General features: G+C 62.3%; 7 protein-coding genes. 2 read left to right on the top strand and 5 right to left on the bottom strand.

All coding sequences use genetic code 11. The features are described 5' to 3' along the window. The first annotated feature begins 60 nt into the window (after window positions 1–60). Window positions 61–1,875: a GntT/GntP/DsdX family permease gene (locus Pan216_RS24005; RefSeq protein WP_145262128.1), complete on the top strand. Its 1,815-nt coding sequence runs from the start codon at window positions 61–63 to the stop codon at window positions 1,873–1,875. Between the two features lie 156 nt (window positions 1,876–2,031). Here the strand turns inward: Pan216_RS24005 and Pan216_RS24010 are convergent, their stop codons facing one another. The 5 genes from Pan216_RS24010 to Pan216_RS24030 form a co-directional block, all read right to left on the bottom strand. Further along, on the bottom strand, window positions 2,032–2,967 hold the full coding sequence (locus Pan216_RS24010) for an SDR family oxidoreductase (protein WP_145262130.1): 936 nt from the start codon (window positions 2,965–2,967) through the stop codon (window positions 2,032–2,034). A gap of 361 nt (window positions 2,968–3,328) precedes the next feature. Beyond that, entirely contained in the window at window positions 3,329–5,638 is a 2,310-nt protein-coding gene (locus Pan216_RS24015) for a WD40 domain-containing protein (protein ID WP_145262132.1), read from the bottom strand. Between the two features lie 55 nt (window positions 5,639–5,693). Next, on the bottom strand, window positions 5,694–8,123 hold the full coding sequence (locus Pan216_RS24020) for a DUF1549 and DUF1553 domain-containing protein (RefSeq protein WP_419192922.1): 2,430 nt from the start codon (window positions 8,121–8,123) through the stop codon (window positions 5,694–5,696). 31 nt (window positions 8,124–8,154) lie between these two features. Further along, window positions 8,155–10,617: a PPC domain-containing protein gene (locus Pan216_RS24025; RefSeq protein ID WP_145262136.1), complete on the bottom strand. Its 2,463-nt coding sequence runs from the start codon at window positions 10,615–10,617 to the stop codon at window positions 8,155–8,157. Window positions 10,618–10,631: 14 nt separating this feature from the next. Continuing rightward, window positions 10,632–11,972 (bottom strand): DUF1501 domain-containing protein, encoded by a 1,341-nt coding sequence (locus tag Pan216_RS24030; RefSeq protein WP_419192923.1) that lies wholly within the window; start codon window positions 11,970–11,972, stop codon window positions 10,632–10,634. A gap of 586 nt (window positions 11,973–12,558) precedes the next feature. Here Pan216_RS24030 and Pan216_RS24035 point away from each other — a divergent pair. After that, on the top strand, window positions 12,559–13,716 hold the full coding sequence (locus tag Pan216_RS24035) for a DUF1570 domain-containing protein (RefSeq protein WP_145262138.1): 1,158 nt from the start codon (window positions 12,559–12,561) through the stop codon (window positions 13,714–13,716). Window positions 13,717–13,720: the final 4 nt, after the last annotated feature.

Below are 13,720 nucleotides of genomic sequence, written 5' to 3' on the forward strand. Positions count from 1 at the left end.
CGTCCACGCCGGCGACCTCTCTTTCCCGAGAGGCGTTAGACAAAGTCCTGGGGGTTCCGATTGTCCTCGATCGCCAAGTTCCTTTGCCTGCTCGTCGTCCTCACCGTCGTCGGGACGACAATCGCCGGTTCGTTCGTCGCCATGCCGCCACTCGCGATCCTCGCGGTCGGCATCATCACCGTCATCGGCATGATCATGGTCCTGCGGATCAACGCCTTCATCGCGCTGATCACCGCGGCCCTCTTTGTCAGCCTGATGGCACCGGGCACGATCGAGAGCAAGGTCGAGCGCGTCGCCGAGGCCTTCGGGTCGACCACCGCGAAGATCGGTATCGTCATCGCGATGGCGTCGGTCGTCGGTCGCTGCTTGATGGACAGTGGCGCGGCCGATCGCATCGTCCGAGCGTTCTGCAACGCCCTCGGCCAGAAGCGGGCCTCCTGGGCGCTGATGGGGAGCGGTTTCGTCCTCTCGGTGCCGGTCTTCTTCGACACCGTCTTCTACCTGCTCGTCCCTCTGGCGCGGGCGCTGCGACGCCGTTCCGGCAAGGACTACCTGAAATACCTGATGGCGATCTCCGCAGGCGGAGCGATCACCCACACGCTGGTCCCGCCGACGCCCGGTCCCCTGGCGGTCGCGAGCAACCTCGGCGTCGACATCGGCGAGATGATGCTCATCGGGGCGCTCGTCGCAATCCCCTCCGCGATCGTCGGCGGCATCATCTTCGCCTCGCTGATCAACCTGTTCATGAACGTGCCCTTGCGACAGCTTGAGGGCGTGACCGAGACCGAACCGCTCGAGGACTCGCAGCTTCCCTCGCTGTGGATCGCCATCCTCCCGGTCCTCTTGCCGGTCCTCTTGATCAGCACCAACACGGTGACCAACAACCTGCTCGAGAACCAGAAGGAGGTTCTCGCGGCGACCGAGCAAGCGGTGGCGGAGGGGGAGCAGCCGATCGAGAACGCAATCCTTCCCGCCGATGCTCCCGACGCCCAACCGGTCTCAACAGTCGAGCCTAAGCAACCGACCCCCAAGCCGGAATCCCCGGCGACGAAGGAGGCCGACGCCAAGGAACCCGCCAAGACGGCGGACGCCAAACAACCGGCGGACCCGAAAGAAGCTCCCAAGGACGCGAAGGGCGTCGACGAAAAACCAGCTCAAGCCGAACCAAAGGAAGGAGCCGAGGTCGACCTCGTCGTCGACGGCGAGAAGACGCCTCTCATCCCCGCGTCGAGCTTCGAGGACTTCGCCAAGTTCACGCAGTTGATCGGCGACCCGAACTTCGCGCTGCTGGTCGCCGCGGCGCTGGCGATGTGGATTCTGCAACGTCAACGAAAGCTTTCGTTCTCCTCAATGAGCAAGCTGGTCGAGTCGTCGCTGCTCAGTGGCGGGCTGATCATCTTGATCACCGCCGCGGGAGGATCGTTCGGAGCAATGCTCAAGGAAGCCCAGATCGGCGACGAAATCAAGCGCCTCTTCGGCGAGACCGGCAACATCGACGGCATGATGTACCTCGTCCTGGGATTCGGCGTTGCCGCGATCCTCAAAGTCGCCCAAGGATCGAGCACCGCCGCGATGCTCGTTGGCTCCGGCATGGTCGCGAGCATGCTCCCCGAGAATCTCCAGGAACTCGGCTACCACCCGGTCTACCTCGCGACCGCCATCGGCAGCGGTTCGCTCGTCGGGTCGTGGATGAACGACAGCGGCTTCTGGATCGTGGCGAAGATGGGCGGCATGACCGAAGCCGAGACCCTCAAGTCCTGGACGGTCCTGCTCGTGGTGCTGGGAGTGACCGGGTTCGGAACCACGATGCTGCTGGCCCAATACTGGGCCGATCCCTTCGCCCTTCCCGCCACCGTCCCCACCAATGCGGGTTAGCCAAGGGGGAACGAAGGGGGAACGTTGTCGGCGGATCGAAGCGTCACCCGCATGCTCACGCCAGCGTGGGCATTGACCCAACACCTCTTGAGGCCCCCCGCGCGAGCGTTGAAATGGCTCCCAGAGGTGACACGGGCGGTTGGCGATTTTCGAGGACTATGACGTGGTCCGGTAGTCGTCGAGCGTTCGGGCGAGCCCTTCCTTGAAACCGATCGTCGGTTCGAAGCCGAGCCGCGAGCGCATCGCACTGATGTCGGCTTGGCTGTGTCGAACATCGCCGACGCGCGGCGGGCCCATGACCGGTTCGATCGACTTCCCGAGCAGTTCGTTGAGCGTGCTGACCAAGTCGAGCACCGAGATCCGGTTGCCGGTGCCGACGTTGAAGACCTCGCCGTCGAGTCCCTCCGTCGTGGCGGCGAGAATATTCGCTCGGACCACGTCCTCAACCGCGATGAAGTCCCGCGTCTGTAGTCCATCGCCGAAAACGGTCGGGCGATCGCCGCGAAGCATCGCGGTGCAAAAGAGCGAGATGACGCCCGAGTAGGGGCTCGAGGGATCCTGCCTGGGGCCAAAGACGTTGAAATACCGCAGCCGCACCGTCTCCAACTCCGACGTCCCGCCGATCGCGAGACAGTACATCTCCCCCGCGAGTTTGCCGGCGGCGTAGGGTGACTTCGGTTCCAGAAGACTCGATTCGGCAATCGGGCAGGTGGCGGCATCCCCGTAGGCGCTGCTGCTGGCCGAGTAGACGACCCGGCGAACGCCCGCCTCCTTCGCCGCCAAGAGGATGTTGAGCGTTCCCGTCGCGCAGATCTCGTGACACCCAACGGGGTCGGCGATACTCTCCGGGACCGAGACCATCGCGGCGACATGAAAGACGACATCGACGCCGGTCATCGCCTCGGCCAGCGCGGTCCGGTCAAGGACGGAGGCCTTGCGAAAGGCGATCCGATCGGCGACGTTCTCAAGATTGCGGCGATGGCCGGTGCGCAGCAGATCGAGGACGACGACGTCCCAGCCTTCTTCCACCAGTCCACACGCCAAGTGGGAACCGATGAATCCCGCTCCTCCGGTAATCAAACAACGCGGCATGCCCGTCCCCGCCCTCTGAAAGTGACCCTGATAGCGGACGAGCATAGCGGTTCGTGGCCGTTTGAGCCATCTCAATGGCGGCGGGAAGACACGATCTGACCGCGATGTGAGGGAAATGCCGAGGCCAAGAAAGGAGCGACGGCGCGTCGCAATAGGAGGGGGCAACGCGCCATCGCGAATGAGTTCCGATGGTCGGCCGAGGGGAAGCCGCTCAGCACCGGCTGACCAGCAGCCAGTGCCACTCAGCCAAGTTGCGTGCCATGACCACGCTTGACGTGAGCATGGGGGAACCGCCTTTGATTCGGCACGCTCCCGTACAATCTAGATGCACGTTCGTGGAACGAACTCACCCATCACGACGCTAGCGTTTCGAGACCGCCTGGCCGCCGGGCTGCTTGGCGAGGGCCTGCTGCCATTTCTCGACACGCTTCTGCAGGATATCGAGCTGGACCTTGCTGGCGTTGGCGGCGCTCTGAGCCTTGGCGAGCGCCTCGTTGGCGGCTTTGAGCGAGTCCTCACGCGACTTGATTCGCTTGGGAGCGTCGCGAACGAACTTCTCGATGCCGGGCAATTCCTTCTTGAGGGCCTGGACCCGCTTGATGGCATCGTCGACCATCTTCTTGGTCGATGCGACCTGGGCTTGAGCAGCGGCGAACTCCTTCGAGGTCTTCTCCGCGTCGGCTTTCGCCTTGTTCAGGGCGTCCTGACGCTCCTTGACGAGCTTGTCGGCCCCAGCAACGCGCGACTTGGCTTCCACCGCCGCCACGGCCGCCTTCTTGGAGGCCTCGATCGCCTTGAGCGCGACTTGCTTGAGTTTGGCGTCGTCGGCCTTCGCTTTGGACTCCGCGTCACGTTTGGACGCTTCATCCGCGAGACGTTTCGCGTCGGCTTCCTTGCTTGCGAGTTCCTTGCCCAACTTCTCGCGCGATTGCTGGGCCTTCTTCAACTCGTTGCCCGCGGTGCTGACCGCTCGGTTCTTCTGATTGGTTTCGTTCTTCTTCGCTGCCTCGAGTTTGCGTTGTTCGCCGAGAGCCTTCTTGCCGTCGGCGACCTTCTTCTCGAGTTGCTTGATCTCGTTCTTGTGGGCGTTGATCTTGCCCTTGGCCTCCTCGGTCGCCTTACGATCGGCGGCGAGCTCCGCCGTCTTCTGGTTGGCGTTGGCTTTCGCTTTGGTCGCGGCGTCGCTGAGTTTGGTGAACTCCGCTTGCCGGTCGGCGAAGGCCTTCTGAACCAGAGCGAGCTGTTGGCTCATCGGGGGCGGGTTGGAGGTCAGGGTCCCGACGGGCTTTCCATCGTCGACGTTGTAGACGCGAATGTCGCCGGTCCAGTCGCCCGCGATCACCTTCTTGCCATCGTGGTGAAACGCGACCTGCATCGCGATATCGCCGAAGGCTTGGCAATCGCGAAGCTTTTTGCCATTACCATCCCAGACGCGGACCATGCGATCGCGACCACAAGTGACCAAGCGGCCGTCGTGCGCGTAGTCGACCGCGAGGGTGCCGCCACCGTGGGCTCCCCAGTTCTTGATCGGCTTGCCTTGATGCATGTCCCAGAGACGGACCTGCCCGGCCTCGTCGACGGTGGCGAGGACGTTCGAGTCACGCCGCCACGCCATGTCTTGAATCGCGGCTTTGTGCCCGTTGAGGACGTAGAACTCGCGTCCGGTGTCGGCTTCCCAGACCACCAGACCGCCCGCGCGGTCGCCGGTGGCGAGCAGCACGCCGTCGGGACTGAACGCGACCGACATGACCCAATCGGTATGCTTCTTGAGCGTGTGCAGCAGTTCACCCGAACCGGTGTCGAGAACCTTCGCGAGCTTGTCGGTTCCACCGATCGCGACGTTGGCTTGATCGGCGCGGATATCGGCAGTCAGGACCGCGTCGTACTCTTCGCCAACCTCCATGACGCGCTTGCCGTTCTTGATATCCCACAGCACCACGCGACCGAGTTCGGCCCCGAAACCGCCGCCAGCCATCAGGTACTTGCCGTTGCGGGTGAACGCCAGCTCATGCGCGGTTCCCTCGGGAAAGGGAAGAATACCCAGCAGCTCGAAGGTCTCGGGGTTGTAGAGGACGACTTGCTCGTGCCCCGCGATCGCGACCAGCGGCGCCCATGGGCTAGCGGCCATCGCGGTGATCGCACCAGCACGCGACGTGTGCACCACCGGTTCGAGCGGAAGATTCTCCGGCATCGGCGGCGGACCCTCGGGCCTGCCAGTGGGAGCGTCGCCAAGCGAGAGATCGTTCTTCGGCTTGGAGGGTTTTAGGGGCTTGCTGTTGATATCCTTGAGCAGCCCGCCGGCGATCCAGGCCTTCACCAAGGCGATCTCGTTGGCCGGGACACTGCCGTTGGGCGGCATCTTCGGCTCTTCGGTGCCGGTGATCAGGGCCAGCAATCGGCTACCGTCGGGATCGCCCGCCATGAGGACTTCGCCCGAACCACCACCGGCCAGGGCCGCGTCGAAGGTCGCGAGCGTCAAGTCGCCCCGAGCCTTCGAGGCGTCGTGACAGGAGAGACAACGTTCGCGAAAGATCGGGAGGATGTGATCCTCGAACGTGATCTTCTTCTCGTCGGCGGCGCGGGCTTGCGAGCCCTCGACCAAGGCGAGTAGCCCCAAACAGGCGACCGCCCCGCGGACGAGGCGGCGGCCGAGATTCGTGCTGGTGTGCATGTGGGATTTCCCTGCGAGGACCGTTTCGGTGTCAACGGATGACTCAGGAAACGGCTTAGTGATTGAACACGAATTCCTTCGAGTTCAGCAATGCCCAGAAGATGTCTTCGAGAACGACCCGTTTCTGAGCATCGTCCTTGGCTTCGGCCAGCGCGGTGCCCAGACGCTTGCGCTCCTCCTCGGTCGGCTTGCGGCTCAAGCAACGAACGTAGAGCGATTCGATGATCTCCTCGGGCTTTTTGCCCTCCTTGAGCATCTTCTCGACCAACTTGCCCTGCTGGATCTTGCTGTTGGTGGTGTCGCCGTTGAGCATATGTAGCGCCTGCGAGAGCGTCGGGTCGGTGAGCGACTCGCACGCACAGACCGTTTCCCGCTTCGCCCGTCCGAAGGTCGTCAGGAAGTAGGTGCTGGTGCGACCATCGGGAATGGTGATCGCCCGGGCTCCCTTCGGCAGACGCGAGAAGTCGTCCTCGGTGTCGGTCACCTGGCTGATGCAGTCGAGCAGGATCTCCGCCTTGACGCGACGGACGTTGCCGCGAGCGAAGTTGCTCTCGTCGAGCCGATTGGAGTCGTTCGGCTTACTCGAACGCTGGTAGGCGTTCGAGGTGCAAATGTCACGAACGAACTTCTTGAGGTCGTAGTCGTACTCGATCAACTTGCCCGCCAGGGCGTCGAGCAGTTCCGGGTTCGAGGGCGGATTGCTAATCCGGACATCGTCGACCGGCTCGACAATGCCACGCCCGAAATAGTGGGCCCAGATCCGGTTGGCCAAGTTCGTGGCGAAGTAGGGATTCTCCTTCGAGGTGATCCACTCAGCGACCACTTCGCGGCGATCGCGGCCGGCGGTGTTGGCCGTCTCGCCGCCGAGGAACTTCGGCTTCATCACTCGACCACCGACGGGGTGCTTCACCTCGCCGCCGCCGGAGTTAAAGATGATGTTCTCTTGGCGATCCTCGCCCGGCTTGCGGCCGATCTGCGAGAAGAACGAAGCGAAGGAGTAGTAGTCGTCCATCGTCCAGCGGTCGAACGGATGGTTGTGGCACTGGGCACACTGAATTCGCATCCCGAGGAAGACCTGGGCGACATTCTCGGCGATCTTCAGCTTGTCGCGTTCGTTCTGGTAGAAGTTCGCGCCGGGCGAGCGGAACGTTCCCCCGGTCGAGGTCAGCAGGTCGTAGAAGGTCTCGTCGAGCGGGTCACCCGCCGCGATTCGTTCGCCGAGCCAGTTGAAGAAGAGGAGCGTCGCCTTGGGGCTGACCTGGTTGCTGGAGCGAATCTGCAAGACCTCGGCGAAGTTCATCACCCAGATCTCGGCGAACTCCTTGCGGGAGAGCAGTTCGTCGACGAAGTGCTTGCGCTTGTCGGGCCGCTTGTCCGCGAGGAACTTCGCGTACTCCTCGGGGGTCGGCATCTGGCCGACGATGTCGATCGAGACGCGACGCAGGAACTCCTCGTCGGTGCAGATCTCCGAGGGTTCGATGCGGAGTTTGTTGAGCTTCGTGGTGATCAAGTCGTCGATGTAGTTGCCCCCCGATTCCTTCTTCGGCTGGAAGGGCTGGGTCGGGACGACGAGGACTTGGTTGGTCACCGCGAAAGCGTCGAAGCGAGCGAGCACGAAAGCCTCGCCGCGCTGCTTGGAAGTCGCTTTGCCCGTCTCGTCGACGGAGACCGAGTTGTCGTTGTTGCTCATCAGGATCGCGAGATCGGTGATGTCGCGGTCGGTGCCATCGGAGTAGTGAGCGCGAACGACGAGTTGTTGGGTAGCGTTCGGCCCGCCGAGCACGACACGTGAGGGCATGATCTCGATCGAAACCGGCTTGGCGACTTTATCGGAGTCCTTCGGGGCCCCCATCTCGACCCACTTCAGGACCGACTGGTAGAGCTTCCCGTCGGGATCCATCAGATCGCCACCGGTGTGATCGACCTGACCGGCCGCCTTTTGCAGCAAGAGGCTATCCTCGCAGACCGCGAGATTGAGCCGACGTCCGGGGAGTTCGCGGGTAATCCGATCGTAGTCGCCATCGGGATCGAAGCCGAAGAGGGAGAGGCGGAAGCCGTCCTTGCCTCGGGAGGCGCCATGACAGGAGCCGCTATTGCAGCCGGCCTTGGTCAGGGCGGGGACGACGTCGAGCTTGAAGCTGATCGGCTGGGCCGCTTGGGCTCCCTTGACGTAGACGGGAATCTTGAGCGTCGCGCCCCCTTCGGTGGCGACGAGTTCCGTTGTCCCGTCGGCGAGCGGCCGAACAATGTTGCCCTCGAGCTTCGCGATCTTGGGATCGGCGATCGATAGCTTGGCATTGGAGGTCACGTCGAGGGTGACTCCATCGGGCAGCGTCCGTTGCAGGACGAACGACTGGAAGTCATTCGCGCTGGTCAGGTTGACGTCGGCCGGGTAGATCGCGAGTTTTTCCTCGGCGACAGCGGTGCCGGCGAAGAGACTTCCTAGAGCGATCGCGACGAACAGCGATTTGGCGGTACGGACCACGCCTATCCCCTTCTCTTGGATACTTCGCGGATCAGTTCGTTTGAGCGGCTTGCTTGGCTTCGAGTCTCAACTTCTCGAGACGCGAGAGCTGCCGCTCCTTCTTCACGGGGGCCGCCTGCTTCTTGGGCTCGGGCTTCTTCTGGGCGACCGGCTTCTTCTTTGGCGGCGGGTCGATACGAAGCACGCCACCACGGCCGAGGCGGTGAATCACCGGAGCCCCGTTCTCGGTGACGGTCACTTCGCAGTAGAGGGCCTTGTGATTGCCCACCGGGCTGGTGGCATCGATCGTCACCGGGAAGGCGAGATCCTCCGGGGCGTCCTTGGTGAACTCCTTCTCGGGAGCGGTCACCTTATGGGGAAGCCCGATGATCTTGATTTTCGCCTTACCCTCGAAAGGTTTCTTCTGTTCGATCTTCGCGATGAGATCGGTCTGTTGACCTTGCTCGGCCGCCGCCATCTGTAGTTTGACGTTGACGTAGGGCGGAGCGATTTCCAGGTTGACCGGCTTGCTGGCGACTTGAACGGTGCCATTGATGTTCGACTCGGCGATCACCACCACCGGCCAGGTGCCGACCGACGCCTTGTTGTTGGCGTTGAGCGGGTAGTCGACCTCGCTCTGGTTGCCCTTGACGACGATGCTCGCGCTTCCCGAGACTCCCGGCGGACGGAAGGGAAGGTAGAGGCGAACGTCCCCTTTGAAGTCGCCCTTGCGATGAACCTTGACCTTCAGGTTCGTCGCCCCGTCTTGAACGATCGGCGCCTTGGGCTGCTCGAGTTCGATGCTGTAGGGAACCTCGTCGACCACCGCGATATCGAACCGCTCGGATCGCACTTGGTAATAGGGCTGATTGTTGTTGTAGAGGACGTAGTTGATCGGCATGTCGAAGTGGCCGGTGACCGGCTGCTTCGGATCGGTCTTCTTCGCGTCGACCTTGATACGGGCCGCCTCAAGGGGAGCATCGGCGCTCGCCTCGATCAAGAGCGGAACCCGATCGGTCTTGTCACTGATCACCGTGTTGATCGCGGTGACGCCCTTGGGCAGGTCCCCGACGTCGAGCTTGACCTCGCCGCCGAAGTCCTTGCGAGCTACGCGGAGCAGCACCATCGAACGATTGCCACGCGGCACCGCCAAGCGGTCGGCGTCACGACGCCGCTGCTGAATCGGCATCGCCACGATGCTCATCGTCGGGGTGACCGGCGTCGCCTCGACCCGGTAGACGTAGTCGGCGCCGCCAGCCATCAAGTGATCGCGGACGCGGAACATGTACTCGCCGTCGGCGGGAATCCGGTAGCGGCTATAGGAATCGGGAGCTCCCGAGTCGTCGTTGCCCGCGACCCGCTGCCCCTTGGCGTTGTAGATGTCGAGGACCGAATCGAGCGGCGACCGCAAGCCACGACCGAAGACGCGGAAGTCGATGACTTGCCCCTTCTTCGCATCGAACTTGAACCAGTCGGTGTCGCCCTTTTCCGAGATGATGCCGTGGACCGCGGCGGGAGAGCTGATGTCGAATTTCTGCGCCTGCTTGGCGTCGTTGTTCGGCTCGGCCTCAAGCACGCTCTGTTGATCGGCGACGCGGACCCAGATCGGCGACTGCGCCGGCTTGCCGTCCTTCTCGGGGACGATCGCGACGGTGTCGGGGCCGGCCACATTGGGAAGCTTGATCTTCGCGTCGTAGGGGCCGGCGGGATCGCCGAGCATCTTGACGGTGAGCTCCTCACCCGGACGTCCGCCGGAGGGATACGCGGCCGTGGGACGCGGAAAAGTCCCGACGCTGAGCCGGTAGGGACGACCGCCGCCACCGTAGGCGGACTCGCGAATCGCGACGTAGTACTTGCCATCCTTAGGGATGATGGCGCCGCAATGCGGATCGTGACGCAGGAGGGCGGTGTCGTCGGCGGTGGCCAACTCGAAACGGCCCTCATCCATGAGCGTCACGTGGAGGTCGAGGAAGGAGCGAGCAACTCGAAGCCCGGCGGTCTCGACGTTGATCCGCTGTCCCTTCTTCGCCTCGATCACGTAGTAGTCGATATCCTCGTTGCCAAGCGTCCCCGAAACGACCGAGTCGACGGCGAGAGGCTTGGCTTCCTCGAGGTTGTTGTTCGGCTCCTGCTCCATCACTTCCGGCAAGGTGGAAACGAAGAAGGTTTGGAGCGATGAGATTCCCGTCTTGGTGCGGACGCGGAACGGGTTCTCCCCGATCTCGCAGTCCTTGGCGATGGAAAGCGTCACCTTGGCGTCGCGCCCATTCTTATTGGGCTCGATCTTCTTGACGGTGATCCCTGGGCTCGAGAAGAGCAAGGCTTCGGCGTCGGCCAGACGCTGCCCCGAGACCTTCACTTCGACGTCGGTCCCTCGCTGACCACCGGGAGGCGTCACCCGCGAAACTTCGGGAGCTGCCGCCTCGGCAACAAGCGTCAACGAGAAGAGCGATAGAACCCCGAAGAGGAACCCGGTCCCCTTCGCCATCTTTCGAGAATCTCTGGCGTACATCATCGAGAGCGTTCCTCTTAAACGATGAGTTCGTCGACGACCTTACCATCCTTGACGATCTCGATCGGGCGATCGCCGGGAGCCATCAGCTCCTTGCTGGCGTCGATGCCCATCCGGTTGTAGACCGTCATCGCGAGATCCTCGACCGAGAGCGAATCGTGATCGGGCTCGGCGGCGATCGCGTCCGATTCGCCGAAAATGCAGCCCTTGCGGATTCCACCACCGGCGAGCACCACGCTGAAGACCTTGGGCCAGTGATCGCGACCGGCGTCCTTGTTGATCTTCGGGGTCCGTCCGAACTCGCTGGAGATCATGACCAGCGTCGAATCGAGAAGTCCGCGTTCCTCGAGATCGAGGATGAGCGTCGCGAAGGCTTGATCGAGCGGCGGCACGGTACGGGCGATACCGTCGCGGATGCGCCCGTGCATGTCCCAACCGCCGTAGGTGAGCGAGACGAAGCGAGTGCCGGCCTCGATCAGACGACGAGCCAGGAGCATCCGCTGGCCGGCCTGGTTGCGGCCGTAACGATCCCGAACCGCGTCGGGCTCGGCATTGATGTTGAACGCCTCGCGGGCCTGAACGGAGCCGACGAGGTTGTAGGCGTGTTCGTAGAAGGAGCTCATCGCGCCGACGTTGTCCGCGGGCTTGGAGCCGGTGAAGTGAGCGTCGACCGCGTCGAGCAGGTTGCGACGACGGGTGAAGCGGCTGTCATCGATCCCGCCAGGCAGGTTCAGGTCGCGGACCTTGAAGCTGTTCGACGCCGGATCGGAACCGACGCTGAACGGGCCGTAAGCGGAGCTGAGGTAGCCGTTCTTCGGAGCCGACTGCGGCATGTTCGGAATCGCCACGTACGGGGGCAGGCCCTTTTGGGCGCCCAACTCGTGAGAGACGACACTGCCCATGCACGGGTATTCGAGCGCGGGGCTGGGGCGATAGCCGGTGAACATATTGCTGGTGCCACGCTCGTGGGCGGCTTCACTGTGGCTCATGCCGCGGCAGACCGTGATCTTGTTGGCGATCTTAGCGGTATGGGGCAGGTACTGGTTGAAGCGGACACCTGGGATCGCGGTCTCGATCGACTTCAGGTCGCCCCGGTATTCGACGGGAGCATGCGGCTTCGGATCGAAGGTTTCCTGCTGGGCGGCTCCACCGGGAAGGTAGATGTGGATCACCGACTTCGCGGGAGCGCTTCCCTTGGCGGCGAGATCCGTTCCGGCGGCCATCGCCTCCATCCGGAGGAACTCGGGCAGCGTCAGCCCGAGACCGCCGAGGAGTCCGACGTACATGAAATCACGACGACTCCGACGACGGAAGTGAGCCGGATCATCCATCCAAGTCCCACGAATCTTCCGCTCCATGGCGAATCCTCCAGCGCAGGGGAAAAGGGGAACGAGCCCCATGTTGGCTTTCAGTGACTATTCGAAACGGCAGGGTTACTCTTGCAGCCCAAACGTTGGTTGGTCCGTGACGCCGCCGAGCCCACTCGGCTCAATGCGACAGACGGAATAGAAACCCAAGGTGACGCCTTTGGCGGGTCGCGGGGGAACCTGGCATCCAACGGGGCGACAATGGGGTGTCAACCCGACCAGAAGCTCGCGACGTCACCCTTTCTTCCTTTGTCGGCTGACGACTGGGGTGGCATTGCCCTATTGCAAGCCCTACAGAACGAAAAGTCTGTATTTACCCAGCGTCTCGATCATAGAACCAGAACTTTCAAAAAGCAAGCATCGCTTGTCGCGAACACACCACAAACGTGCATGCCCCCCCGATGTGACATTGTTTTCTCAGATTTCCAAACACCCTTCCCATTTCTCCTCCATCGAGACGAAATCCAGTGACCGGAAAACTGTTGGCATCCCCGCGACAGCGTGAGGTAGACTCGATGGCAGTCCTGGAACCACGTCCAGTCCCTGATCTCCTGTCTCCGAGAGGGTCATCGACGCCATGACTCCTACGTCCCGCTCCGCCGCCATTCTTGCAACTCTCTATTCGATAACTATTTTCTCGCTCTCCCAAGCCGATACCATTACATTTTCCCAGGATGGACTACGAAAAACCGTCGAGGGAAACGTCCTTGCCGAGGATTCCCGAGGGGGACTCTTGGTCGAGGGTCGCGATGGCCAGCATCACATCCTCCAATCGGGAGATGTCCTGGAGAGGCAACGCTCCGCCGAGGAGGTCCAGCCGTACTCAAACCGTGACCTACAAAGGGCTTTGGAAGAAGAACTCGGCCCGCAGTTCAAGTTCCTCAAGACCAACAACTATCTCGTCTGCTATAGCGGCGATCAGGCCTACGCCCGCCAAGCCGCCACGCTCTTCGAGCGGGCCTATTCGACATTCACCAACTATTTCCGGCGCCGCGGGGGCTTTCGCTTTGAAAAGCCAAAGTTCCCGCTCATCGCCATCGTCTGCGCCTCGCGCTCGGAGTACATCGACCTGGTCAGTAAGGAACTCGGCCCCCTCGCGGCCCAGACCGCCGGCGTCTACATGCCTGGGACCAATCGGATGTACATGTACGACGCGACCGGGGGCCAAACTGGACAGAATTTGCAGCGAATCGCGCAAACAAACGCCCGCCAAGCGCAGAATTTCGCGTTTTTGCTTCAAGAACAGAACATTTCGACCGTCATTCATGAAGCGGTGCACCAAATCGCCTTCAACACCGGCTTCCACAAGCGGCATGTCCTCAACCCGCTCTGGTTGGTCGAGGGGATGGCAATGTACTTCGAGGCTCCCGACCGCGATGCCCGAGGGGGTTGGCGCGGAGCCGGGAAGGTCAACCGCGAGCGACTCGAGCGGTTTTCAAAGATGTACCCCAGCGGGCTGATCCCGCTCGAGCAAATGATCATCGACGACACGGTCTTTCGCCAAGCCGATACCGCCAACGATGCCTACGCCCAGGCTTGGGCCCTGAGCTACTTCCTGGCGAAGTCGAAAACCAAGTCATACATCAAATATCTCAAGATTCTCTACGAGCGCGAACCGATGGTCGAGTACACGCCCGAGGAGCGACTCGCCGACTTTCGGACCGCCTTCGGCAAGTCGCCCGAGAAGCTCGAGGTCGATTTCAAACGCTACATGAAACGAGTCGTCTTGAAGTGATCGT

The organism is Kolteria novifilia, assembly GCA_007748055.1.
GTDB classification, from domain to species: domain Bacteria; phylum Planctomycetota; class Planctomycetia; order Kolteriales; family Kolteriaceae; genus Kolteria; species Kolteria novifilia.

What these genes read in the sequence shown, in the direction of transcription:
- Pan216_RS24010 (WP_145262130.1), bottom strand. Translation starts at nt 2,967, where the DNA reads ATGCCGCGTTGTTTGATTACCGGAGGAGCGGGATTCATCGGTTCCCAC.
- Pan216_RS24015 (WP_145262132.1), bottom strand. Translation starts at nt 5,638, where the DNA reads ATGCACACCAGCACGAATCTCGGCCGCCGCCTCGTCCGCGGGGCGGTC.
- Pan216_RS24025 (WP_145262136.1), bottom strand. Translation starts at nt 10,617, where the DNA reads ATGATGTACGCCAGAGATTCTCGAAAGATGGCGAAGGGGACCGGGTTC.
- Pan216_RS24030 (WP_419192923.1), bottom strand. Translation starts at nt 11,972, where the DNA reads ATGGAGCGGAAGATTCGTGGGACTTGGATGGATGATCCGGCTCACTTC.
- Pan216_RS24035 (WP_145262138.1), top strand. Translation starts at nt 12,559, where the DNA reads ATGACTCCTACGTCCCGCTCCGCCGCCATTCTTGCAACTCTCTATTCG.